Source organism: Synechococcus elongatus PCC 11801 (genome assembly GCF_003846445.2).
GTDB lineage: Bacteria > Cyanobacteriota > Cyanobacteriia > Synechococcales > Synechococcaceae > Synechococcus > Synechococcus elongatus_A.
Genome location: NZ_CP030139.2, coordinates 969,612 through 992,896, shown reverse-complemented (window position 1 = coordinate 992,896; position 23,285 = coordinate 969,612). Strand labels below are relative to the sequence as shown.

Sequence of the window (23,285 nt, the reverse complement as noted above, 5' to 3'; positions counted from 1 at the left end):
AAATCGCCAAAAGTAAATCCAGCAATCAGAGGCGATTTCAATAGAGATGAATTCAATACTGCTGAACTGCTGATTCCGTAACACTATGATTTGAACCAATGGACTGTTAGACACTGGGTCAAATCTTGATAATCCATAGCAGTGCTTAGACAGCAGAAGTTCAAATTTGGAGCCTTGTCAGAGGTCTTATCAAAGAAAATCTAGAAGAGTCAATTGACTGCCAAGAGTTTTATCAATTCTCTCTCTAGGATTGGGCTTCCACTTTCTGCATCCCCTTGAGCAATCACTGCCATCAGGAAGAGACAGCACAATTGCGATCGCGTGAAGACGTTCAGGATGAGGCATGCAGGCGTCGCTAGATTGACCAACCCTGTGAATGGCTGCGTGACATACCCGATGGATTGAAGTCTCCTAGGGGAAGTAGCCGTTGAGTGATGAACCACATCGCAAGCGAATGACAAGGAAGGAAGTCGCTCATGGCAGACTAGGGAGCGACAGAGTTGTTTTCAGTTGCAGCCTATGGTCACGCCTGAACAAGTAGAGTCCATGATCTGTGCCCAAATTCCTGATGCACAGGTCATGGTGACTGATCTCACTGGAGGAGGTGACCACCTGCAGGTGACAGTTGTCTCGCCTGTCTTTGCAGGGAAAAGCCTGATTCAGCAACATCAGCTGGTCTATGGCGCTGTGAAAGCTGCCATGTCAACTGAAGCAATTCACGCCTTAGCGCTGAAGACTTACACCCCCGATCGCTGGCTAGCTGAAGCTCAGGCTTAGCCCGTCATCAGTGCGATTCATCCCCTTTGACGATTGAGATTAATAATGACTCCTGAACTTCAAGAACGGCTAACCACCATCGTTAATGGTGACAAGATTGTTGTCTTTATGAAAGGCAACAAGCTAATGCCGCAGTGTGGCTTTTCGAACAATGTTGTTCAAATCTTGAATATTCTGGGTGTTCCCTACACCACCGTTGATGTCTTAGCTGATTATGAAATTCGCCAAGGAATTAAAGAGTTTTCAAACTGGCCTACGATCCCCCAAGTCTATGTCAATGGGGAGTTCATTGGTGGTTCTGACATCTTGATTGAGCTGTATCAAAATGGCGAACTGCAGCAAATGCTAGAGGTTGCTCTTGCCTCTTAGGACTGCACCCTTGGGATAAATGCCTCTTGGCAGTGACCAGTATCAGTGCTACATTGGTAACTTGTCACGGGGCGTAGCGCAGCTTGGTAGCGCACCACTTTGGGGTAGTGGGGGTCGTGGGTTCAAATCCCGCCGCTCCGATTGCATCGGAATCACTCCAAGTTCATCGATAGGATGATTGAAGCCTCAATCATCCTTTTCTTTTAGTCCAGTATCCTCGTAAGACGCAGTAGCTACGCTCGCCACTACCTACTCTGATTGCAGCTTCACTGCCGGCCAGCCCTTCGACCCGATGCTAGAGCGACAGGCGCGATCGCTGATAGCGAGCACCCCCAATTGCGGTTGCTTCAGCCGTTTTCTGATTCCAGATCAGCCGGTTAGCTTGAAGACGCGCTTGATCCTTGGCTGAAAAGCTTTCAGCATTTCCTTCCAGTTGAATGAGTTGGGCATTGAGGTTAGCCTGACCGCGATCGCCTCGGACGGTGGTTTGCTCAGCCGGATAGTATCCCTGCACTGCGATCGGGCTGTCGACCAAGTTTTGGGGCAAGTTCCAGCGCAGATCATCACCGCGTAGCTGGGCCACTGGATCGAGCGCATCCAACTCCACCTGCTGCTGCAAGATCAAGATCTGCGGGTCAAGCAGAAGTTCACCGCGCTGCGATCGCCCTTGTCCCTTCAGTTGATTGCGATCGCGCCGTTCTGCCTGCAGCGGATTAGGTGCAAGTAAGCGTTTCTCAGCCAGCAGCCAGCGGGGCGATTGAGTTTTTAACTCTGACAGAATGTCCCCTTGCTTCAAGGTCGCGACTATGGGGCCGATCAGCTCCAACTGCTGCTGACGCACATCAAACCGGCCTTCATTTGCCTTGAGAACCGCATCCCGATAGGTGCCAATGACATTGCGCCGTAGATCAAAAGTCTGCTGGTTTGGTCGCCATTCCAGTTCTTCACCCTTGAGTACGGCTCCTGGCTCCTGCATCTGCCGAGCCACAACATTGCCATTAATCCGAATGACGTCAGCATTCTCCCCTTCAATCGAACCGCGATCGCCCTGAATTTCGTAGAGGACTTTGCCGGTTTCATCGAAGAGAAACCCGAGGGGTTTGGTCAGTTGTGCAGCACTTTTGTCGTTGTTATAGACAATCCGAGGGGTGCGCAGCTCCCAAGTTGGTTTACCGGTGGGGTTGGCTTGACGTAGCGTAAAGTCCGTAAAGCTGAGGTCTGGGCGCTCAGCCCGAGGCGGGGCTGGTGGTGGCTCTTGGCAGGCTGTGACTCCCAAGCTGAGGGCTAGCAGTAGTGCAGACCAAAACTGGCCCGATCGCAGCGTCATCGCAAGTCTCCAAGAACCCCTCGGCAAGCTCAATCTTCTCGTGCTTTAGGGAATAGTCGAAAGGATAGCAAGAGTGGGTTGGGAAACGACGTGGCGAGTGCAGAGTCTTCCGGTCGTTTAACAAGGACTTGCAGTGCTCATTCAGTGCTTCCTAGCTGCGCCTATCTATTAGTCATTGCGTGGCAATCGCAATTATTCTGAGCAGTAGAAGGGTGAGAAAAAGGTTCTTTCTTGTTACTTGAACCATCTCAAAAATAAGCGGGCGATGGGACTCGAACCCACGACGTTCAGCTTGGGAAGCTGACATTCTACCACTGAATTACGCCCGCAGCGGTGCCTAGATAGGTAGCGTTAGCTATTATACGCAGATTTTCATCGCTTCCGACCCCCTCTTCCGCTAGAGTGCGAACAGGCGAAGAGGATTTCCCCGTGAATGCAACCCAGCGCAAACTACTGATGCAGCTCGTCATTGGTGCCGCTTGGGTCGACGGCGAACTTGATCGCCCTGAGCGTCAGTATTTACAGGCATTGCTGGAGCGGCAAAAGCTTGATCAGGATCCTGATCTGCTGGCTTTGCTAGACACGCCGATCGCCTTGCCCCAATTGGAAGCTTGGTTAGTTCTCTTCCTTCAGGGCACCAGTACCCCCACCCGCTTGGCCGCTTTGGCAACAATCGCCAATCTTTTAATGGCCGATGGGGTTGTCAATCGCAGCGAACACAACTTGATCGATGAGATCCACTCCTTGATGGCTCAGATTCCTGCAAGTCGGGATGAGGAGGAGTATCGGCAAGCCGCCCCAGGTTTAGTCCAAGGGCTGAGAGGGCTTGTCCGCCGTGCCCTCGATGGCGCCAAGCACCTCTTTCAGTGATGCGGTAAAGAAGCTGTGTTCTAAACAGCCGGTGTTCGCCGTCATCCCTTGCTAGGATCAGCGGCTGATTCATTGATGAGATGGGCTATGACCGATGCTGCGCTTGAATTGAATCAGCCTGAGAATTTCTTCAATCGTGAAATTAGCTGGCTGGCTTTCAATCAGCGCGTCCTCCACCAAGCTCTCGATCCCCGTACGCCTCTTCTTGAACGCCTCAAGTTCATGGGGATCTTTAGCAACAACCTTGATGAATACTTCATGGTGAGGGTGGCCAGCCTCTTGCAGCAAATTGAGGCAGGTGTCAGTAAGCGATCGCCCGATGGACTCACCCCAGCTGAACAGCTCGAGCGGATCCGTGCCTGTCTTGGACCGTTAGTGGAGCAGCAGCACAGCCATTTTTACCGAGAACTGCGCCCACTCTTAGCCGAGGAAGGGATCCATCTGCTCAACTACACCGATCTCAACCGCACTCAGCAACGCTATCTCGATCAGTATTTTGCTGCACAGATTTTTCCAGTTCTGACGCCGCTCGCAGTCGATCCGGCTCACCCCTTTCCCCATATCTCCAATCTCAGCCTCAATTTGGCAGTGCTGATTCAAGACGACAGTGTTGGCGAAGAACAATTTGCCCGCATCAAAGTCCCAAACATCCTGCCGCGCTTTATTGAGTTGCCGTCCAAGACCCGTCGGCGATCGCAGCAACCAATCATCTGGATGGGCGTGCCGATCGAACAGGTCATTGCCCACAACCTCGGCACACTCTTTCCCGGCATGAGTGTAATCGATTGGTTTATCTTTCGCGTCACCCGCGACGCTGATCTCGACGTCAAAGAAGACGAAGCAGACGACCTGCTGTTGGCGATTGAGCAGGAACTACGCAAGCGCCGCCTAGGAGCTGGTTCTGTTGTCCGCCTTGAAATTGAGGCAGGAACTCCCGCTTCAATCCTCGAAATTCTGATGAATGGCATGGACCTTGACCCGCAAGATGTCTATGCTCTGCCCGGCCTCCTCGGTCTTGAAGACTTGATGTCTCTGGTGGCTCTGCCGTTACCCGATCTCAAGGATCAGCCTTGGAATCAGGTGGTTCCCAGACGGCTCCGACGCGTTCAAATTCCCGTTGGTGAAGACTTAGAGCGCTCCAAAGTCGGCGAGGAAAGCGAGGATATCTTTGCGGTGATTCGTCACCGCGACTTGCTGGTCCATCACCCCTACGATTCCTTTGCGGCCTCAGTCGAGCAGTTTGTCGCCCAAGCCGCGACGGATCCCCATGTTCTCGCCATCAAGATGACGCTCTACCGCACTTCGGGAGATTCCCCGATCGTGCAGAGCTTGATGCAGGCTGCCGAGCATGGCAAACAAGTGCTGGCACTGGTGGAACTCAAGGCTCGTTTTGATGAAGAAAACAACATCACCTGGGCGCGGCGGCTCGAGAAATCGGGCGTTCACGTAGTCTATGGTTTAGTGGGTCTCAAGATTCACACCAAAGTGGTGCTGGTTGTTCGGCAAGAGCGTAACCAGATTCGCCGCTATGTCCACATTGGCACTGGTAACTACAACTCCAAAACCGCCCGAATCTACACTGATCTTGGCTTATTGAGTTGCCGCGAAGATTTGGGAGCCGATATCTCTGAACTGTTCAACTATCTAACCGGTTTTTCGAAGCAGCGAGACTATCGCAAGCTGCTGATTGCTCCTGTCAGTTTGCGGGGGCAGATGATTCGACTGATCGATCGCGAAATTCAGCAGGCGATCGCCGGACAGCCAGCTGCGATTCGCGCCAAGATGAACTCGCTGGTCGATCCCGCCATCATTCTCAAGCTCTACGAAGCCTCGCGGGCAGGGGTTGAGATCGATTTAATTGTGCGAGGGGTATGCTGCCTACGACCTGGTGTCCCAGGGCTGAGCGATCGCATTCGGGTGATCAGCATCATTGGCCGCTTCTTGGAACACTCACGCATCTTTAGCTTCCACAACAATGGACAAGAGGAGTTTTTCATCGGCAGTGCCGACTGGATGACCCGCAACCTCGATCGCCGCGTGGAAGCGATTACCCCAATTGAGGATGAGGCGATCGCGGTGGAATTGCGAACCATTCTGGACCTCTCCTTGGCGGATGATCGCTTGGCGTGGGAGCTGCTCCCTACTGGCGAATATCGACAACGACAACCTGCCGATCCAGATGCCCCAAACAGCTCTCAGCAGCAATTTATGGATCGCGCTGCTTCAATCCGCTAGTTCAATGCCCTGGGTTGATGGCGGACCCTGCGAATCCCCCATGATCACAGAATTACTCGGGGCGGCGATCGCTGCCCTTGAGCGAAGAGGAATCGAGTTGGGGCACTTGCACAGGGAATAGTTGAGCCCGCTGGCCGGGCGATCGCAATTTGATGTGGCGTGCCAGCCTAAGCTCGGCGATCGGGGTGCGTAATTGAGGCAGAACTGCTGCCAGGCGATCGGCAATACTGGCATGCGGGCAATTAATCCGTAGCACAAACCAAAAGCGACTGATTTGGCAGTAGCGCAGGGCGGCTAACTGAGCGGCAAGATCGGCATCTTCTCGGTAATAGCTCAGGATGAGCTGTTGGAGCTGCTCACTGCGAGACATAGGATAGGCAGGGATTGGATTGTTTTCATTCAAGATCCGCTCACTGGCAGGATCTGCAGGGACTCCAATTCCTTTAAGCCTATGTGTCGATTCTGCAATGGAAAAGCTGTAATTCCTTGAAGCTGGGTTATCAAGATTGGCAGAGTGATCTCATGCCGGTAGCCTGCTTCAGCTTCTGAGAGAGAGCTGCTGCCGAGTGATTGATCCAGAGCAGTCTTCTAATCTGCCTACGATCGCAATGCTTACCTGCTTGCGGAGTTGGGGGCGAAGAAGAAGTCGATTCAAGGTGCATCATTAGCACCGCTGCTAGTCTTCAAAAGAAATCTAAAATGCCTAGGAATCATTGAACTAAACAGTAAGTTTAGAAAGCGATAATTAATCATTTTTTTATATCTTCTTACTCTTGGTTTTTAGGCAAAATTTCAGTCCATGAATCATTGGAGACTAATGATCAGTCGCTTACATATTCGAAAACAGGTTTGTGAACTCACGGCTGATGATCTGGATTAACATGCCGTGTGGGAGTTCGCCCTAGATGAAGAAGGAGAAGAAGGACAGGACGAAGCAACTGTTCGACCTTACGAGGGGAATCAACCGCTGAATCCAACCGATGGTATGTTCATTGTGCGCGCGCACTTTTTGTTAGTGGATGGTACGCGAATGCAAGAATATTTGACACCTCCCGTGCAGGGCAACTCGAGTCTTAGTACCTTGCAGCAGACTATTTTCACGATTGAAGGTCGAGTTTCATTCTGGTTTGGCATGCTGACACCGGAACCAAAGCAGTTTGCAGAGAGCTATGCCTGCCTTGGCAAATCATCTTCGCAAGAGGTTTTCCCAATCCAGTTTGAGTCTGATGTTGAATTGACCTGTGGGTCAGTTGCTGGACAACTACCGGGATTTCTCATTCTTGCGGACTTTGCAACTATGAAAATAAAGGTGTTCAGATAATATCTAATGTTTTGATCGAGTTTACTTTAGCCCGCCAAGAGTGATGTTTTGATGAATTTAAGCTGCTTGTTCAGAAGTCATTTTCACAAGCAATAAGTCCACAATTTTCGGGCTTTATCGAGAAGAAGATTACCTGCCACGGGAGTATCAGAAACCAGGTCCCACGCCAGCAGATATGGAGATGCTCTGCCGCTGGAGTAGTGCAGAGCAGATGTTTCAGGACTGGCAAGAACTGCTCAATCAATAGTCCTCGGCCAGCCTAGAGGACTAACCAGCAACTTGAAGTCGCCACCGTTGGGATGCGGGGGTAGCGTTTTTGTGGACGTTAGTCATCACCATAGAGGGCAGCAGCAGCGAGGTGGTCTTGGCGGAGGGCATCGCGCAGGGAATGGGGGGCCATGACTTTGACGCCATCGCGCAGCCCGAGGAGCCAGGTTTTGAGGGTGATTTCCTGGAGGGACCAAGCGGGCAGCTTCACCTTCAGCTGATAGGGATGGGTGGGGTCAGGAGCTTTGGGGAGACTGTAGAGCTTCTGGAGTTCAGGCGAAGCAGCAGCGAGTTTCCGCCCTGGGGGTCGAGACATCTTCATCTGGGCGAGGGGGAAGCGCTGAGTGCCTTCACTAATGAAGGCAAAGAGGGACTCTGTGAAGCGCAGCTCGAGGGTGTCCATGGAGCGGAGTCGTGCCGCTGGGGTTTGCAGCAGGAAGGTTTGCTGGGGCTTAACGGCATCACCGAGGAAAAGGCCATAGCCATGCTGCTGGAGGGTGGTGATGGCCTCGAGCGCTGCCTTCTGCTCTGTCTGGGAGCGAGGTTTACCAACGGGCTGAATGCGATACAAACGGTCGAGGCGCTCGTAGCAGAAGAGTCCTTGTCTTGGTCCAGAAGCGACCTCGTAGGCGAGATACCAAGCGATGTTGTGGAAGACAATCTGCAGCGGCCAGATTTCTTCCTCGTTCTGCCGCAGGTCATCGTGTTGTTTGAACTGAGCTGCTCCGGCAATGCGTCCAATCCGAATCTTCTGGGCATTGCGGATATCCGTTTCGACCACACTGCCAGCAGTGGCGGTGGCGAGGGATTCGCGACTGAGGAGATCGGTTGAGACAATGCTGCCCCGACTGATGGAGCGAACGGGGTAGAGGGTGGCGGGGTTAAAGCGCGCCCACTGGAGCCGTGCTTCGAGGGTCCGGAAGGTCTCGGTGGCCAGCGGGTCATCGAGCCCATCAGCCTGCTTCTGCACCAGTTGATAGATCTGCTCCAGTTGACTGCGGTTGAGGATGCCGGTGCCAAGGTAGTAGCCTTTGCGCAGACTGGGTTCTGGGAAGATGCTGTAGGGATGGAGGACCCACTCGATGTCTTTGCGCAGCATGCCCTGTTCTGTCTGATAGAGGATGCCGGCTTGCTCGAGTTGGCTGGCGAGGATATCAATGCGCCGAGGGGAGAGGCCAAAGGAGCGCTGCTCTTGGTAAACCTCCTCCTGGGTGAGGGGATTGTGGAGGATGAAGCGAATGGTTTTGACCAGCCGTGAGAAGGGAGCGCGATCGCTGTAGTGATGGAAGAAGAGGGGTGGGTCTGGCTGGGTGAGCGGGGGTAGGCGGAGGTCTTGGGCAACGACATCGGAGCCGAGGAAGCCTTCCGCTTCCAGCCATTGCAAATCGAGGGCGATCGCGGCCTCATCGCCATAGAGGGGTCCCTGCTGGGCGCGGAGGACAGCGGCAATCTCAGCGACGGCATCGACAAAGACGGGGGCAGGACTGGTTTTGAGCAGCTGTTCGAGGGTGGCGGGGTCTTGGTCACGCAGTTGCCCGAGGCCTGGATAGCGGCTGAGCAAGGCGAGCAAGTGCATGAGGCGGTCGAAGTCGAGGAGTCGGGAGTAGCGATGGGTCTCGGTTTTGGCGTAGCGATTTTCGTGATTGATGCCGCTGCGCCGACACTTTTTGAGCTGGGCTTGGATAACTGCTGCCGGGTTGGTATCTTGCGTGGGATTGAAGCTGGCGAGCCCGACAAAGCCTTCTCCGAGGGTGGGTCGGAGGTGTTGTTGGTAGCGATAGAAGTCTTCGATGACGCGCTCTGGGACGACGCGCTGTCGCTGCTGATTCCAGGCTTTGCAGGTGTTGAGATCGGTCTTGAGTTCCCAGGCAATCCACGGCAGTCCGAGGGGACTGACTTGCTGGAGGAAGCCCATGCGCCAAGCGCGTTTGACGTTGGTGGCGTCGTAGATGATGGCTTTGCCATCTGCGACGGCCTGCTGAATCTGGCGCTGCAGTTCTGCTTCGATCTCTTCCCAGGGACCTTGAATGGCGGCATCGCCGTAGAGCTGCTCGCGGATGCGGTCAGTGGAGAGGATCACCGCTGCGCCGAGTTCCTGCTGGAGGGATTTGGCGAAGGTGGTTTTGCCGCTGGCGGGCGGGCCAATCAGGAGATGGTTGAGGAAGAGATCTGAGGACACGCGACTGAAGGATACAAAGCGATGCCTGAGTCTGGGCTGAACCGGAGAGAAAAGTCAGGCATTTGATGCGAATGATAACAGGGGTGTGTTTGATATTCGCATCCAGCTGCTGTTAATCCGCTGGGACGGGCTGCAGACTCAGTCCAGTTTTCATTCGGGTGCTGTGATGTCTGAGTCTTTGCAGATGATTTGTCCGGTCTGCGGTGCGGCAATTAGTAGTGAGGGAGAGCGCTGCGTGCATGTGCAGTTTCTCTACAGCTATGACCAGGCGCGGTTTTTGTTTCTGTCGCTTGACTTGGCGGAGGCGATCGCTCGGGCAGATGCGCAGCAAGCGGGCTGTGCTGATGCGGAGTGGCGATCGCTGCCGGAGTTGGCGCATGAGCTGTTAGCGCAGCGAGAGCAAGTGGTGGTGCTGGACTGTCAGCAACGCGGGACGAGTTGGGTGGGGTGGTTGCTGGGGCTGGATGCCAAGGCGCGAGCAGCGGGGGTCAATGCCCTGCCGTTCTATGACTATGAGCCGATGAGTCTAAGTTCTTGTTCGCATCGATTCTCTGCATAGCCGCGATCGCCATTTCTATCCTGCTGTTGAGTCATTAGAGGATTTGACAATGCCCCACTTGCCTCGAAACCCACGACGACGGGACATCATTCGGTTTGCACGTGAATGCGGCTGGTCGATTGAACCTGCTGGATCCGAACAACTCAAAGCGACTCGTCCGGGTTATGTCTGTGTTCCGATTCCTGGTCATAACGACAATAAGCGAATCCCTGTGGGAACAGCCAATGCGGTAGCTAAGCAGCTCTTGTATCCACTTAGACAAGATCAAGTAATCCGAGATTTGCGATCGCAAGTAGCAGAGCTGGAGCAACACCTAACGAACATCAGTCAAGATCGCGATCGACTGGCGCTACAGCAGCAAAAAGATGAGCAGCTGGCGCGCCTCAAGAAAGCAGAAGAAGACCAACAAGTCTATGAAGAACTGCTGTTAGAGCTGGAAGAGCGAAATAATACGCTCAAACACTGGTTTGGGAAACGGACGAAAAAGCTTCGTCAGCAGCTACAGGAAGCGAAACAGCAGTTACATAAGGCCAAGCGCCAGGCAGCATCAGCTTTGAAAAATCTGCAGCGAGTCACGGCTGAGAAGCGGATGGTGGATGCAGAACTCAAACTGATCTTGGCTGCTTTAGAGCAAGTGGAAGCAGTGGTTGAACAGGCCGCGACTCAGCAAGCCCGAGGGGGAGATACTGACCAGCTCCTGCAAACGCTGCTTGGACGGCTACAACACATTTTGGAGATCAAGGAGTTGGACGCATGAGCCTAGCAAAACGGCTGCGCCAAACGATTGCTAAGTCCGAAGCATTGGAACGCCAGCGGATACGGGCAGAGGCAAATCTAGCAGCAGTCGCCGCTCAATTTTCTGAACTAGCCGAGGCAGCGCTGGACTCTCCGACCTTGGCGTTAGGTGCTGTTCAAGAGCTTCAGATCCTATCGGTCGAGGAGCTGAAGGAGCGCTATGGTTCCTATCGACACTGTCGGAGGCTAGCCTCTCAGCTGGGCGTGCGCTTTGCCACAACTCCAACTTGGACACAGCTAGCGATCGCCCTCTCCCATGGCCTTCATCTGCAGCAGTTCTGGCAGGACTACTGTCAGCAACATCCTGAGCTGGCGAAGCTAGGTGTCCAATTCTGGTTGAACGGGAAGCCAGGAGTTCGGAGCGATCGCCTTGCACCCCAGCAGCTAGCTGCTGCACAGCGATTAGACTAGCGATGCCCAGAGCTTGTACGGCAACTAAAATTGAAGCGCCGCGATCGCACCCCTTACCAATTGTGAAAAGCCCCTGCAGAACAGAGGCTCTTCACTGTGCAGCGACCCTGATTGATCGCGATCGCTATTTGGGAACTAGAGCTTAGCGCCCACCTTAATCGGAGCCGAGGAACGACGACGGCGCATGCGGTTGTCTTCTTCAACAGGTTGAGCTGCTGCGCTGGGCACAAATTGCAAGGTGCAGAGAATCATCGGTACGCATTGCAACTCACGTTTGAGGCGGCGCTGCATTCCGACTTCGACTTCAGCTTGCAGACCCACCCAGTCCACATCTAGATCGCCACTCGGTAAGCGGCGGCAGTAATCGGCCCAGCGGTTGTCGAGGGCCATCTCGACTTCCTTCTGTGCCCAGACGCTGACTCGGCGCGGATCGGCAGAAGTCACTACCCCCCGCAGATGGATGGTTGGCGCTTCGACCAATTGCCCTTGGCTGTTGACCAAGGCGGTGAGCGCTACGAGGCCATCTTCAGCTAGTTGTTGGCGCTCTTTCAGGGCTTTGCCATCGACCAAACCGGTGCGTGAAGTGTCAACAAGTTCGATGCCAGCTGTCACGCGATCGCCCAAGCCAATCGATTCCGGCGTCAGTTCAACTGTGTCGCCATTATCGATCACGATCATGTTCTCGGCTGGAATGCCCATCGACTGCGCTGTTTTGCAGTGCTGCACCAACATCCGATGCTCACCGTGCACTGGCACGAAGAACTTCGGCTTGGTCAGGGCAATCATCAGCTTTTGGTCTTCTTGGCAGCCGTGCCCAGAAACGTGGATGCCTGCGCCTTTGCCGTAAACGACGTGGGCACCCTGCATCATCAGTTGGTCGATCGTATTGACCACGGAGATCGTGTTGCCCGGAATTGGGTTGGCCGAGAAGATCACCGTATCACCTTGGCGAATCTTGACCTGAGGATGCTCACCTCGAGCAATCCGCGTCAGCGCGGCCAACGGCTCACCTTGGCTGCCAGTGGTCAGAATCAGCACATCGCGATCGGGATGATCCCGGAGCTCTTTCAGGGGCAGGAACAGGTCATCGCTGCAGTTGATGTAACCCAAGTTGCGGGCATGGGCGATGACGTTGAGCATCGATCGCCCTAACACCGTCACCTTGCGGCCATGTTTTTTCGCCAGTTCCAGAATCATGTTGACCCGGTGCACCGACGAGGCAAAGGTCGTGACAATCAGGCGGCCCTGAGCCTGAGAAAAGGCGCGATCGAGGTTCGGGAAGACCGATCGCTCGGACGGCGTGAAGCCTGGGAGTTCAGCGTTGGTTGAATCACTGACCAGACAGAGCACGCCCTGTTCGCCGTAGTCCGCCAGACGCTGAATGTCGAAGGTTTCCCCATCGACAGGTGTATGGTCGAACTTAAAGTCGCCGGTGTGAATCACCACACCCAAGGGGGTCCGGATCGCCAACGTAAAGCTGTCAGCGATCGAGTGGGTATTGCGAATGAACTCGACTAAGAAGTTTTGGCCGATCCGCACCACCTCGCGGGGTTGGACGGTCTTGACATTGGCACGGCCAACAACACCGGCCTCTTCCAACTTCCCAGCCAGCAAAGCCATGGCAAGGCGTGGCCCATAGATGATCGGGATATCGAGCTGACGCAGGTGGAAGGGAATGCCGCCGATGTGGTCTTCGTGACCATGGGTGACCACCATCGCCTTAATGCGGTGCTGGTTTTCGCGCAGATAGGTCATATCCGGGAGCACGACATTCACCCCGTGCATCCCATCAGTCGGGAAGGCTAACCCAGCATCAACCAGCAGAATTTCGTCGCCGACTTCGTAGATGCAAGTGTTCTTACCAATTTCATGCAGGCCGCCCAGGGGAATGATCCGCAGTCGGTCTGCCGTAGAAGCAGCACTGGTTTTGGAAATAATTGTGGGTTTTGGAGAAGGCATAGGCTTGAGAATCAACAAATGAAGGAAAGGACAAACTTGGGGAACGGACTAGGGTTCGTATAGACCTAGTTCCGCTAAACAACTCGCCAAGGTTTGACGAATTTCTGGGCTTGCAGGAACCAGCGGGAGGCGAGGCTGGCCAATGGACCATCCCAAAAGCTCGAGGGCTGCCCGCACAGGGATGGGATTGGTGGTCAGGAACAACGCCTTAAACAGCGGATAAAGCTGCTGGTGTAACTGCTGCGCTTGCGCCACATTCCCTGCTTCAAAGGCTTGAATGAGGGTTTGCAACTGTGGTCCAACCAGATGGCTGGCAACACTGACAACACCCTGAGCCCCTACAGCCAACATGGGCAGAGTGAGCGAGTCATCGCCGGAGTAGATAGCAAAGGAAGCGGGCAGCAGCTGACGCAGTGCGCTGACTTCTTCAACATTGCCACTCGCTGCTTTGATGGCGACCACATTCGGAAGTGTCGCTAGTCTAGCAACCGTTTCGGGTTGAAGGCTTTGGCCAGTCCGTCCGGGGATGTTATACAGCATCAACGGGAAGTCAGGACAGGCTTCCGCGATCGCGCGAAAGTGGGCGTACAGGCCTTCCTGCGGTGGCTTGTTGTAGTAGGGTACAACTTGCAAGCTCCCGTCTAGCCCCAAGGCTGCAGCACTTTGAGTGGCGGTGATCGCCTCGCGGGTGCAGTTGGAACCAGTACCAGCGATCACTACAGCGCGATCGCCCACGGCTTCTTTCACCGCCCGAAAGAGCTGGTGCTCTTCCTCCCAAGTGAGGGTGGGTGACTCGCCGGTGGTGCCGCAGATCACGAGGCCATCACTGCCTTGATCCACCAAATGAATCGCCAGGGATTGGGCAATGTCGTAAGCGACTTGGCCTTCAGCAGTAAATGGCGTAATCATGGCCGTGATCACACGACCGAAAGGGTACGACTGTGGCATCGTGCGCTTCCAGCGTTAGTGAGTGAGAGCCGGCGATCGCAGCCACTGGCGGTCAACCAGTAGCTCAGCGATTTGCACTGCATTCAGGGCTGCCCCTTTGCGAATCTGATCGCCACAGATCCACAACTCCAAGGCGTTGGGCTCAGATAGATCCTGACGGATGCGCCCAACTAAAACATCATCTTCGCCACTGGCCTCAATCGGCATCGGGAAGTAATTCCGATCCCAATCTTCGAGGAGGCGTGCTCCGGGGGCTGCTGCGATCGCTTCGCGGGCTTCGGCCACCGAGAATGGTTCCGTGAACTCGATATTGATTGCCTCTGAATGAGCGCGCAAGACGGGTACTCGTACGCAGGTCGCAGTCAGCTTAAGGTCAGGCAGACCAAAAATCTTGCGGCTTTCATTGAGCATCTTCAGCTCTTCTTCGCAGTAGCCCGACTCTGTCAGCGGCGAGTTGTGCGGGAAGAGGTTGAAAGCCAAGGGATAGGGCAGGACTTCTGCAACAGCTGGCTGACCGGCCAAGATGGCTCGGCTTTGTTCCTGCACTTCTGCCATGGCCCGCGCCCCAGCACCGCTGGCGGACTGATAGGTAGAAACCACAATCCGTCGAATCGGATGACGCTGCTGCAACGGCCAGAGGGCGATCGCCATCAGAATCGTCGTGCAGTTTGGGTTGGCAATGATGCCTTGATGGTGCGCTGCCGCTTCTGGATTGACTTCCGGTACCACAAGAGGCACAGTCGGGTCCATCCGGAAGGCGCTGGAGTTATCGATCATGACAGCGCCAGCAGCCACGATCGCTTCCGCTAAAGCCTTGGAAGTGCTGCCACCCGCAGAGGCCAGAACAATATCTAGTCCATGGAAAGCAGTGGGAGTCGCCTCCTGAATGGTGAGCGTTTCGCCTGCAAAGGTCAGAGTCTGACCTGCGGATCGTGGGGATGCCAACAGCCGCAGCTCAGCGATCGGGAAATGACGTTCTTCTAGGATTTGCAGCAGCTCAGTTCCAACTGCACCGGTCGCTCCAAGGATTGCAACACGATAGCCCTGTGACAACGACAACCTCCTAACCCCAAACAACAGCAAATAACAACATTGGCCTACTCTGCTCTTGCTTCACAGCCGATCGCGGCACAGCATTTTATGAGGAGCGGTATCAGTAGGATCAGCCTTTGATTCATCACGCCTCGGCCTTGGGCATGCTTAGAAGGCAGTACTGATGAGCGATTTTGCTCACGGATTTTACGAGCTGATCGGTCATACAGCAACGTTCGGCAAGATCCTCAGGGCAACCCTTTGGAAGATCGCTCTGTTAAGGCTTGGCCTAAAGCGGGGAAACTACAGGAAGATTCCATCATACTCGCCGCTGTTGAGAAAAGGATACTGTGCAGCGGCAATACCTGCTGCCTATAGCCAGCGGCTTACGGGTGGCAATAGAGCTGCGATCGCAGGCGAGTGGATGCTAGCTCAGGTCATGGCGGACTGAGCTAACGCCTGACAGACATATTTGGGCAGGTAAGGGTTATTAAATGCTGTAGTCATAATTCTGAGAAAAGAACAGGCTGATTAAATCGCTGGTGCACTCAGGGCAGGGATATCAGGCAACCCACTGACCACCTTCGCATCTTGAGAGGGTAAAAGACGATGGAAGGCAGGACAGAATGCTAGCTGTCGTTGGTGAGTCGCGATCGGCCACCGGTCAAGATTGATCAGTCCTAACCCTCTTTTACTGAGAATTCTTGACAGTTCTTTACTTCAAAGGTTTCCCTGCTTCAGGCGATACAAAAGTTCAAGCCTTAAGGACTAAAACTTGATAAATACCAAAGCAACATCGAGGCTTTACTGAGAGCTTACACTTTGGGCGAAATCTAAAGACAGCTAGGGCTTTGGCAGCATTTTTATTTTTTATAGAGAGACTATCTTCCAGATGAGCACTTGCTTTTGAGTGGATTGCCAAATCTGGAGTCACTGAAGCAAGGCGTGAGTCCTGTAACAAACTGGATCTTCACCATGACGGCTGCCTATTTCACCAACACCACGGAATACGAAGCAGTTTCGTCGGCACCTATCGCTTTGTCAGAAACGCCAACTTCCGACCCCCAAGAAACTGCTCCTTCTAGCCGACAATCCACTGATTTGATTCGGCTTTACTTACAAGATATCGGTCGGGTTCGCCTGCTCGGTCGTGATGAAGAAGTGAGTGAGGCACGCTGGGTTCAGCGTTATATGCAGCTATTAACAATTCGGAATTGTGCTGCTGTTGAAGAAGGTGGTGTTCTTAAAGATTATGTAGATCTTCAAGAGAGCCGCGATCGCCTCACCGCTCAACTCGGACATCGTCCTTCCTTCGAGGCATGGGCCAAGATTGTCGACCGACCTATTGCGGAGGTACGCCAAGCACTACAGCTCGGGCTTCGTCGTTGGGCTGAAGTTTGCCAGCTTGACCTAGACGAGTTGAAGGATATTTGCAAAGAAGGTCAGCGGGCTAAAGATCACATGATCAAAGCCAATCTGCGTCTAGTGGTTTCTGTTGCTAAAAAGTATCAGAATCGAGGTCTAGAGCTACTGGATCTGGTTCAGGAAGGAACGCTAGGCCTCGAGCGGGCAGTTGAGAAGTTTGATCCGACGAAAGGCTATCGGTTTAGTACCTATGCCTATTGGTGGATTCGCCAAGGAATTACCCGGGCAATCGCCACCCAGAGTCGGACTATTCGCCTTCCAGTTCATGTCACAGAAAAATTGAATCGCATCAAAAAAGCACAGCGAAAAATTGCCCAGACCAAAGGTCGAACTGCCAACTTAGAGGAAATTGCTCACGAGCTCGAAATGACCCCAGATCAAGTTCGGGAAGTCTTACTACGCGTGCCGAAATCTATCTCTCTTGAGACAAGGGTTGGCAAAGAAAAAGATACAGAGTTGGGGGATTTGCTGGAGACAACTGACTTTACCCCTGAAGAACGGCTGACGCAGGAGTCTCTCAGCCAAGATTTACAGCGACTTTTGCTTGAACTGAATCATCGAGAACGTGACGTAATTCGGATGCGCTTTGGTCTGAGAGATGGCCAGATTTACTCCTTAGCAGAGATTGGACAAGTTCTGGATCTCTCTCGGGAACGTGTACGCCAAATTGAGGCCAAAGCCCTCCAAAAGCTACGGCATCCACGGCGACGCAATCAGATCCGTGACTATCTAGAGCTGCTGCACTAGTCCAATCGTTCCGTTTTTCAGTTCTCCTGTGTTCCTGTGGCCTAGGTGCGATCGCCTAGGCTTTTTTGATGACCGTCCATTGTGTAATGGGAGCCAGTGCTTTCCAGCTGAAAAAGCGACCGATCGGTTCAGCGCGCTGCACAGCTACGCGGCTCAGTTCACCGCCCAATCGCTGCTGTTCCGTCAATAGGAGCTGCTCGCTTTCCAACGTGACAGCATTGACGACCAATCGGCCACCGACTTTGAGGGCTTGCCAACACCGGTCCAGTACACCGGGCACAGTGACGCCGCCTCCAATGAAGATGGCATCGGGTTGTGGCAACCCGTCCAACGCAGTGGGTGCTGAACCCGCGACGATTTGTAGGTTGGGTGTCCCTAGGGCGATCGCATTCTGGGTAATGAATTGCAACCGCTGGGGGTGTTGCTCGATGGCGATGGCGCGGCAACGGCGATCGCTGCGCATCCATTCAATGCCAATCGATCCACAGCCTGCGCCCACATCCCAAAGAAGTTGTCCTGGGCAGGGGGCCAGAGCTGCCATGGTGATGGCGCGTACTTCTCGTTTGGTCAGTTGCCCATCGTGGTGGTAGGCCGCATCGGGGAGTCCGGCGAGGCGAGGCGGGAAGTATCTGGCACCATCACTGGCTCGGCACTCAATAGCAACAGTATTAAGAGCGGCGATTGCAGGATTGGACCAAGTCTCAGCGACTTCGCTGACGATGCGTTCTTGAGAGCCGCCGAGATGTTCCAAAACCATGAGGTGACTGGCACCCCAGCCCTGTTGACAAAGTTGTTGCGCGATTGTGGCTGGGGTTGAGCTATCGGCACTGAGGGCCAAAATTTTGGCGCCGGGATAGAGCAACGCATTCAGTAGTGCCGGATCACGACCGCAGAGGCTCAGAGTTTCAATTTCTGGTAACGCCCAGCCCAAGCGGGCACAGGCCAAGCTGAAGGCCGAAGGAGCAGGCAAAATCTGGAGCTCAGCAAGCGGAAGTCGTTGCGCCAGAAGACTGCCAACGCCAAAGCACATGGGGTCACCACTGGCCAGCACACAGACCGACTGACCACGCCGTTCTAGGATCCGAGCGATTGTGGCTGAGAAGGGAGATCCCCAACGCCACTGTTCTGGTGCAGCCACAGGAGGGATCAGAGCAAAATGGCGATCGCTGCCGACGAGGATCTCTGCTTGGGTAATGCACTGTTGAGCAACTGGGGTTAAGGTAGTCCACCCCTCTTCACCAATCCCAACGATCGATAGCCATGGAGTTGAGGAAGGGGTATTTATCATCTTCGTAAAAAGTAATGCTCGAGTAGGCTAGATCCAGCCCCATGCTATGCTGCTGAAGCTTAAGGATTGGGAAAGTCCGGTGCGATTCCGGTACTGTGCCGCAACTGTAATCAACTTCTAGATATCGCGATCGCCAATAATGGTGATTTCTCTTTTCTGAGATCTCTAGAAGCTTCTGGAGTCAGAATGCCAGCCTTGAGGAGTGTCTTGAAGACATTCATTTGCTGAGGTTCTCTGCGCAGCACAGAGAAGGCGATCAGAATGAGTTGGTTGACACAGGCGAATGCTTGTCCGGGGCTGTTCTATGGCACCCGGGCTCAAGATGGGTTTCTTCTCAGAATTCGCATTCCCGCTGGGATTCTGCACCTGTCTCAACTGAAAGTTATTGCGGATTTATTAGTTGATCTGAATTGCGATCGGCTGCAAATCACAAATCGGGCCAATCTCCAAATTCGTGGTATCCAGCGCGCTCTAGATGACGCCGAGTTTAGTCGACTGCAAGCTGTTGGCTTAGCAGCAGTAAATCCTCACACTGATCATCTGCGCAATTTAATGGGTAGCCCAACCGCAGGGATTGATCCAGAAGAGATTCTAGATACGCGGCCTTACATTCAGCAAATCGATCAGTTTTTGCAACAGCATCCCGAATATCAGAGGCTCTCTGCCAAATTTAGTTTTGGTCTAGATGGTGGTGGTTGTGTTGGCATTGGTTCGCGATCGCCCGTGTCATGGGAGCACCGGCTGAATGACATTCAGTTGACTGCTGTTCAACTAGACGATCAGCAAACTCGTTTTTTGTTGCAAGTTGCTGGTGAAAAGAAACTGATTAATACGCAGTATGCAATTTCTCCTGAAGCATTATTCCCAACTATTTCAGCTTTAACTGAGATCTATCACCATTACACTCAACAGATTGTATCGACTGACTCATCTGCAAAAGTACGCCTGCGATCGCTGCTTGAAGATTGGGGTGTCGAGCGATTGTTGCAGTCTGTTCAAGAGCAGTCTCAGCAATCTCTGCATCTGACTGAGAAACTTCTGCCAGCCAGTCAGCCCTATCGACAATTTGGTATTCAACCTCAGAAAGAGTCTGATCTTTTCTATCTCGGTGCTTCTCCCTTTCTAGGCCAGATAACCCATGCTCAACTCAAGACATTAATTTCGGTTTTGACAGATTGGGGCTGTCAAGAGTTGCGTTTGACACCCTGGCAAGGTCTGATTATTCCTCACTTAACTGCTCATCAAGCTTTAGAGGCTGAAGCGCAATTCCAATCAATCGGTTTCAAAACAATTCCAAGTCAACCTGTCATCGTTGCTTGTGCAGGTCAACCTGTTTGTAAATCAGCGGCGGCACCGACCCACGCACTTGCCAAAAAACTGTTGCAATCGATTGATCAGACGGTGAACCTCACTGAAGCAGTTAATATCCACATCAGCGCTTGTTCTAAGTTTTGTGCTCAGTCAAGCCCAGCCCAGATTACGATTCTTGCAGCCGATTCTTCTGGTGAACAGACGACCAGTGAGCGATATAATATTTTCTTCGGCGATAATCATCGTTTTGATCGAATCCTTGGTCCTATCCTGGATTTTCAACAGGTTATTTCATTCATAACAGAGGTGCTGCAACGCTACCAATTGCAAAGGAACTCTACTTCAGAGTCTTTGATTCAATTTTTACTGCGATCGCAATCCTCCCTGCCTTTTGATCTGCACTGTCCTGCCTTGGTTTAGGAGTTTTAAGACTCAGAACATGTTCGACTATATTCGAAATGGCACTGACATTTATCGAAAGTCTTTTCGCATTATTCGAGAAGAAGCAAGTCTTAGTCACCTGCCGGAAGATTTAGCAACAGTCGTTGTCCGGCTGATTCATGCCTGTGGCATGACTGATATTGTTCAAGATTTTCAGGCTTCAGAGACAGCACTCAGGTCAGGACGTCAGGCCTTGCAGAGCGGCGCAACTATTCTCTGTGACTCTCAAATGGTTGCAAATGGTATTACACGTAAGCGTTTGCCTGCGCAAAATGCGGTGATTTGCACATTAAATGAGCCTGAAGTGCCAGCAATTGCTGAGCGGATTGATAACACTCGGTCAGCTGCTGCATTAGATCTGTGGCGATCGCAGCTTAATGGGTCAGTGGTTGTGATTGGCAATGCGCCGACAGCACTCTTTCGGTTGCTGGAAATGCTGGATGAGAGCTCGGAACGACCTGCATTGATTCTTGGCTTTCCAGTTGGTTTTGTTGGTGCAATCGAATCCAAGCAAGCCCTTGCTGAATACCCACATGGTATTCCTTTTATGACATTGCATGGTCGGCGCGGTGGAAGCGCGATCGCGGCAGCTGCAGTCAATGCGATCGCTCAGGAGAGTGAATTATGAGTTCAGTCGGTCGTCTCTATGGGCTGGGTATTGGGCCCGGTGATCCAGAGCTATTGACGCTCAAGGCCTATCGCATTCTGCAGCAAGTTCCTGTGATTGCCTATCCAACATTGGAAAATGGTAAGGCTTTGGCGCGATCGATTGTTGCTGACTATATTCAACCGCATCAAATTGAGATTCCGATGCCGCTGCCCTTTAGTGTGGAGCGCTCATCTCAGCCTTACTATGATCAAGCCGCTTTGCAAATTGCCCAGCATTTAACAGCCGGGCAGGATGTCGCTGTTCTCTGTGAAGGAGATCCGATGCTCTACGGAACCTTCATGTACCTCTTCAATCGTCTAGCGAATCAGTTTCACACTGAGGTCGTTCCGGGGATTTCCTCAACCTTTGCTAGTGCAGCAATGCTAGGTGCACCCATTACCTATCGAAATGATGTCCTGAGCATCATGCCCGCTACCCTGGATGCCGAGACCTTACGCGATCGCTTAAGCAAAGTTGACTCTGCCATCATCATCAAACTGGGTCGCCATTTCGCAAAAGTCAAATCAGTTTTGACTGACTTAAACCTTTTAGATCGAGCCCTCTATATTGAGCGAGCAACACAAGCGAATCAGCAGATATTCGATATCAAAACGGTTGAACCGCAAGCTGTTCCCTACTGGGCACTGATCCTGATTCCTAGCCAAACTCAGCCACGATGACTGCGATCGCTATTGTAATTCTGGGTGAGACGAGTTACATCACTGCAGCCAGAATTCAGTCAGCTTTACCAGACTCAATCATTTATGGACTACAGCAGCGGACGCAGTCTGCTGATCAGACCTATCGTGATTTTGGAGAGACCGTTCGGACACTTTTTCAGCAAGGTCAAACCATTATTGGGATCTGTTCTGCCGGTATCCTCATTCGATCGCTGGCGGCAGTCTTAAACAATAAATGGCAGGAGCCTGCAGTTCTAGCGATCGCAGAGGATGGAAGTTCAGTTGTTCCCTTGCTGGGTAGCCTACAAGGCGCTAATCAGTTGGCTCAACAACTTGCCCAAGTTTTTAAGTCCCATGCAGCAATCACAACGACAGGGTCGATCCGTTTTCAAACAACGCTCTTGTCCCCTCCCAATGGCTATCAGTTAGCTTTTCCAGAGACAGCTAAAACCTTTATTGCCGATCTGCTTAGTGGTCAGTCAGTCAAACTAGAAGGGACTGCTACTTGGCTAGAGACAGCAAAACTTTCTTTGGATGCTCAGGCGAGACATTGTATTAAAGTCACTCATCAACTCCAACAGCCTGATCCTTATCAACTCACCTATTACAGTAAAACTGTTGCAATTTTTATCGCTCTAAAAAACTTCTCTGGCGACTCAGATATTGCTTACATTATTCAAACACAACTCACTGCTCATCAAATTGCCCCAGCTTCTATTGCTCTAATTGGCCTGTTAGTCAATCAAACTCAGTCTGTAGATATTCAGACGATCGCCACACAATTTTCTGTGCCAATTCGTCTCGTGCGGAACTCCTCAACACAGTCTGTTAGTGACCTAGCTAAACAGTTAACTCATGCTGAACAGATTATTGCTGTGGATTCTGTCATCACTATCGCGATCGCAGAACAACCCTTGGATTCAGATGCGATTGGTCAGGCTGCTGGACAATTGAGTATTGTTGGTCTGGGACCAGGTGCTGCAGAATGGTTAACACCGCAAGCGCGGCAAGCCCTTCAGCAAGCGACTGATTGGATTGGTTATAAAACCTATCTCAATTTGGCAGAGCCGTGGCGATCGCCTCGGACCCAACGTCACGACTCTGATAATCGGGTGGAGCTCGATCGCGCTCGTCATGCTCTAGATTTAGCGGCTACGGGCCGAAAAGTTGCGGTCATCTCTTCAGGTGATCCTGGCATTTATGCAATGGCTGCAGCTGTCTTTGAAGTCTTAGAGAAGGCAGAAAATCCAGACTGGCAGACCCTTGATATTCGTATCTGCCCTGGAATTTCTGCAATGCAAGCAGCGGCAGCGCAGGTTGGTGCCCCGCTCGGTCATGACTTTTGTACGATTTCGCTCTCAGATATTCTCAAACCTTGGGAGATTATTGCCGAACGTATTACAGCAGCAGCCCAAGCTGATTTTGCGATCGCTTTCTATAATCCAGTTTCCAAAAGTCGACGCTGGCAGCTCGAGAAAGCCCGAGATTTACTGTTGGCTTGGCGATCGCCACAAACTCCAGTTTTGCTGGCTCGTAACTTGGGGCGACCGCAGCAATCTATGCAAGTGATTGCTTTGGCTGATCTAGTTGCTGATCTAGTAGATATGAATACGGTTGTTTTAATCGGTTCTAGTAGAACCCGTCAGTTTGAGGCGGCTAGTCGTTCCTGGATTTATACTCCCCGCTACTATTAAA

At 52.6% G+C, this 23,285-nt stretch carries 20 protein-coding genes, 2 tRNA genes and 1 riboswitch; of the genes, 14 read left to right on the top strand and 8 right to left on the bottom strand.

Features of this window, described 5'->3' with window-relative positions:
- The first annotated feature begins 519 nt into the window (after positions 1–519).
- From DOP62_RS04730 to DOP62_RS04720, 3 genes are all read left to right on the top strand, one after another.
- Positions 520–777 carry a BolA family protein gene (locus DOP62_RS04730; RefSeq protein ID WP_208672558.1) on the top strand — a complete coding sequence of 86 codons (258 nt, stop codon included), beginning with the start codon at positions 520–522 and terminating at the stop codon, positions 775–777.
- Positions 778–822: 45 nt separating this feature from the next.
- Positions 823–1,146, top strand: coding sequence for a Grx4 family monothiol glutaredoxin (gene grxD, locus DOP62_RS04725; RefSeq protein WP_208672557.1), 324 nt, complete (start codon positions 823–825; stop codon positions 1,144–1,146).
- Between the two features lie 67 nt (positions 1,147–1,213).
- Positions 1,214–1,287 (top strand) — tRNA-Pro (locus DOP62_RS04720).
- Positions 1,288–1,441: 154 nt separating this feature from the next.
- Here the strand turns inward: DOP62_RS04720 and lptC are convergent.
- Entirely contained in the window at positions 1,442–2,473 is a 1,032-nt protein-coding gene (gene lptC, locus DOP62_RS04715; RefSeq protein ID WP_208672556.1) for an LPS export ABC transporter periplasmic protein LptC, read from the bottom strand.
- 257 nt (positions 2,474–2,730) lie between these two features.
- Positions 2,731–2,802 (bottom strand) — tRNA-Gly (locus DOP62_RS04710).
- A gap of 100 nt (positions 2,803–2,902) precedes the next feature.
- On the opposite strand from DOP62_RS04710, the gene DOP62_RS04705 reads away from it, so the two are divergent.
- Positions 2,903–3,343 (top strand): TerB family tellurite resistance protein, encoded by a 441-nt coding sequence (locus DOP62_RS04705; protein ID WP_208672555.1) that lies wholly within the window; start codon positions 2,903–2,905, stop codon positions 3,341–3,343.
- Between the two features lie 75 nt (positions 3,344–3,418).
- Complete coding sequence (ppk1, locus tag DOP62_RS04700) at positions 3,419–5,578, top strand: polyphosphate kinase 1 (protein WP_370538882.1); 2,160 nt, start codon at positions 3,419–3,421, stop codon at positions 5,576–5,578.
- A gap of 52 nt (positions 5,579–5,630) precedes the next feature.
- Here the strand turns inward: ppk1 and DOP62_RS04695 are convergent, their stop codons facing one another.
- The gene (locus DOP62_RS04695; protein WP_208672554.1) at positions 5,631–5,948 is read right to left on the bottom strand and encodes a hypothetical protein; all 318 of its coding nucleotides are present in this window, start codon (positions 5,946–5,948) and stop codon (positions 5,631–5,633) included.
- A 516-nt stretch (positions 5,949–6,464) separates the two neighbouring features.
- On the opposite strand from DOP62_RS04695, the gene DOP62_RS04690 reads away from it, so the two are divergent.
- A complete protein-coding gene (locus DOP62_RS04690; protein WP_208672553.1) occupies positions 6,465–6,899 on the top strand; it encodes a hypothetical protein in 435 nt (144 codons plus the stop codon).
- A gap of 325 nt (positions 6,900–7,224) precedes the next feature.
- Here DOP62_RS04690 and DOP62_RS04685 read toward each other — a convergent pair whose 3' ends face one another.
- The gene (locus DOP62_RS04685; RefSeq protein WP_208672552.1) at positions 7,225–9,345 is read right to left on the bottom strand and encodes an AAA family ATPase; all 2,121 of its coding nucleotides are present in this window, start codon (positions 9,343–9,345) and stop codon (positions 7,225–7,227) included.
- 166 nt (positions 9,346–9,511) lie between these two features.
- Between DOP62_RS04685 and DOP62_RS04680 the strand changes: the two genes are divergently transcribed.
- Genes DOP62_RS04680 through DOP62_RS04670 form a run of 3 tightly spaced genes read left to right on the top strand, consistent with a single transcriptional unit; the run spans position 9,512 to position 11,110 of the window.
- The gene (locus DOP62_RS04680) at positions 9,512–9,904 is read left to right on the top strand and encodes a hypothetical protein (protein ID WP_208672551.1); all 393 of its coding nucleotides are present in this window, start codon (positions 9,512–9,514) and stop codon (positions 9,902–9,904) included.
- Between the two features lie 49 nt (positions 9,905–9,953).
- Entirely contained in the window at positions 9,954–10,661 is a 708-nt protein-coding gene (locus DOP62_RS04675) for a hypothetical protein (protein ID WP_370538881.1), read from the top strand.
- Positions 10,658–11,110 carry a hypothetical protein gene (locus tag DOP62_RS04670; RefSeq protein WP_208672549.1) on the top strand — a complete coding sequence of 151 codons (453 nt, stop codon included), beginning with the start codon at positions 10,658–10,660 and terminating at the stop codon, positions 11,108–11,110. Before DOP62_RS04675 ends, DOP62_RS04670 begins: the two co-directional genes overlap by 4 nt.
- A gap of 135 nt (positions 11,111–11,245) precedes the next feature.
- Here the strand turns inward: DOP62_RS04670 and DOP62_RS04665 are convergent, their stop codons facing one another.
- Genes DOP62_RS04665 through DOP62_RS04655 form a run of 3 tightly spaced genes read right to left on the bottom strand, consistent with a single transcriptional unit; the run spans position 11,246 to position 15,070 of the window.
- The gene (locus tag DOP62_RS04665; RefSeq protein ID WP_208672548.1) at positions 11,246–13,069 is read right to left on the bottom strand and encodes a ribonuclease J; all 1,824 of its coding nucleotides are present in this window, start codon (positions 13,067–13,069) and stop codon (positions 11,246–11,248) included.
- Between the two features lie 48 nt (positions 13,070–13,117).
- Positions 13,118–14,017 carry a 4-hydroxy-tetrahydrodipicolinate synthase gene (gene dapA, locus DOP62_RS04660; protein WP_208672547.1) on the bottom strand — a complete coding sequence of 300 codons (900 nt, stop codon included), beginning with the start codon at positions 14,015–14,017 and terminating at the stop codon, positions 13,118–13,120.
- A 15-nt stretch (positions 14,018–14,032) separates the two neighbouring features.
- Positions 14,033–15,070 (bottom strand): aspartate-semialdehyde dehydrogenase, encoded by a 1,038-nt coding sequence (locus DOP62_RS04655; protein ID WP_208676939.1) that lies wholly within the window; start codon positions 15,068–15,070, stop codon positions 14,033–14,035.
- A 954-nt stretch (positions 15,071–16,024) separates the two neighbouring features.
- On the opposite strand from DOP62_RS04655, the gene sigC reads away from it, so the two are divergent.
- Positions 16,025–17,221: an RNA polymerase sigma factor SigC gene (sigC, locus tag DOP62_RS04650; RefSeq protein ID WP_261789747.1), complete on the top strand. Its 1,197-nt coding sequence runs from the start codon at positions 16,025–16,027 to the stop codon at positions 17,219–17,221.
- 55 nt (positions 17,222–17,276) lie between these two features.
- On the opposite strand, the gene cbiE is transcribed toward sigC, so the two are convergent.
- The gene (gene cbiE / locus DOP62_RS04645) at positions 17,277–18,509 is read right to left on the bottom strand and encodes a precorrin-6y C5,15-methyltransferase (decarboxylating) subunit CbiE (RefSeq protein WP_370538880.1); all 1,233 of its coding nucleotides are present in this window, start codon (positions 18,507–18,509) and stop codon (positions 17,277–17,279) included.
- Between the two features lie 24 nt (positions 18,510–18,533).
- Positions 18,534–18,721, top strand: a riboswitch (cobalamin riboswitch).
- Positions 18,722–18,770: 49 nt separating this feature from the next.
- On the opposite strand from cbiE, the gene cobG reads away from it, so the two are divergent.
- The 4 genes from cobG to cobJ are packed head-to-tail and all read left to right on the top strand — an operon-like array spanning position 18,771 to position 23,284.
- Complete coding sequence (gene cobG, locus DOP62_RS04640; protein ID WP_208676774.1) at positions 18,771–20,240, top strand: precorrin-3B synthase; 1,470 nt, start codon at positions 18,771–18,773, stop codon at positions 20,238–20,240.
- A gap of 19 nt (positions 20,241–20,259) precedes the next feature.
- Positions 20,260–20,889, top strand: a complete 630-nt coding sequence (locus DOP62_RS04635) for a precorrin-8X methylmutase (RefSeq protein ID WP_208676772.1) — start codon at positions 20,260–20,262, stop codon at positions 20,887–20,889.
- A complete protein-coding gene (gene cobI, locus DOP62_RS04630) occupies positions 20,886–21,590 on the top strand; it encodes a precorrin-2 C(20)-methyltransferase (protein ID WP_208676770.1) in 705 nt (234 codons plus the stop codon). The genes DOP62_RS04635 and cobI overlap by 4 nt, the downstream gene beginning before the upstream one ends.
- On the top strand, positions 21,587–23,284 hold the full coding sequence (gene cobJ, locus DOP62_RS04625) for a precorrin-3B C(17)-methyltransferase (protein ID WP_208676768.1): 1,698 nt from the start codon (positions 21,587–21,589) through the stop codon (positions 23,282–23,284). Before cobI ends, cobJ begins: the two co-directional genes overlap by 4 nt.
- The last annotated feature ends 1 nt before the right edge of the window (position 23,285 follow it).

What these genes read in the sequence shown, in the direction of transcription:
- DOP62_RS04730 (WP_208672558.1), top strand. Translation starts at nt 520, where the DNA reads ATGGTCACGCCTGAACAAGTAGAGTCCATGATCTGTGCCCAAATTCCT.
- grxD (WP_208672557.1), top strand. Translation starts at nt 823, where the DNA reads ATGACTCCTGAACTTCAAGAACGGCTAACCACCATCGTTAATGGTGAC.
- lptC (WP_208672556.1), bottom strand. Translation starts at nt 2,473, where the DNA reads ATGACGCTGCGATCGGGCCAGTTTTGGTCTGCACTACTGCTAGCCCTC.
- ppk1 (WP_370538882.1), top strand. Translation starts at nt 3,419, where the DNA reads ATGAGATGGGCTATGACCGATGCTGCGCTTGAATTGAATCAGCCTGAG.
- DOP62_RS04695 (WP_208672554.1), bottom strand. Translation starts at nt 5,948, where the DNA reads ATGTCTCGCAGTGAGCAGCTCCAACAGCTCATCCTGAGCTATTACCGA.
- DOP62_RS04680 (WP_208672551.1), top strand. Translation starts at nt 9,512, where the DNA reads ATGTCTGAGTCTTTGCAGATGATTTGTCCGGTCTGCGGTGCGGCAATT.
- DOP62_RS04675 (WP_370538881.1), top strand. Translation starts at nt 9,954, where the DNA reads ATGCCCCACTTGCCTCGAAACCCACGACGACGGGACATCATTCGGTTT.
- DOP62_RS04670 (WP_208672549.1), top strand. Translation starts at nt 10,658, where the DNA reads ATGAGCCTAGCAAAACGGCTGCGCCAAACGATTGCTAAGTCCGAAGCA.
- DOP62_RS04665 (WP_208672548.1), bottom strand. Translation starts at nt 13,069, where the DNA reads ATGCCTTCTCCAAAACCCACAATTATTTCCAAAACCAGTGCTGCTTCT.
- dapA (WP_208672547.1), bottom strand. Translation starts at nt 14,017, where the DNA reads ATGCCACAGTCGTACCCTTTCGGTCGTGTGATCACGGCCATGATTACG.
- sigC (WP_261789747.1), top strand. Translation starts at nt 16,025, where the DNA reads ATGACGGCTGCCTATTTCACCAACACCACGGAATACGAAGCAGTTTCG.
- cbiE (WP_370538880.1), bottom strand. Translation starts at nt 18,509, where the DNA reads ATGATAAATACCCCTTCCTCAACTCCATGGCTATCGATCGTTGGGATT.
- cobG (WP_208676774.1), top strand. Translation starts at nt 18,771, where the DNA reads ATGAGTTGGTTGACACAGGCGAATGCTTGTCCGGGGCTGTTCTATGGC.
- DOP62_RS04635 (WP_208676772.1), top strand. Translation starts at nt 20,260, where the DNA reads ATGTTCGACTATATTCGAAATGGCACTGACATTTATCGAAAGTCTTTT.
- cobI (WP_208676770.1), top strand. Translation starts at nt 20,886, where the DNA reads ATGAGTTCAGTCGGTCGTCTCTATGGGCTGGGTATTGGGCCCGGTGAT.
- cobJ (WP_208676768.1), top strand. Translation starts at nt 21,587, where the DNA reads ATGACTGCGATCGCTATTGTAATTCTGGGTGAGACGAGTTACATCACT.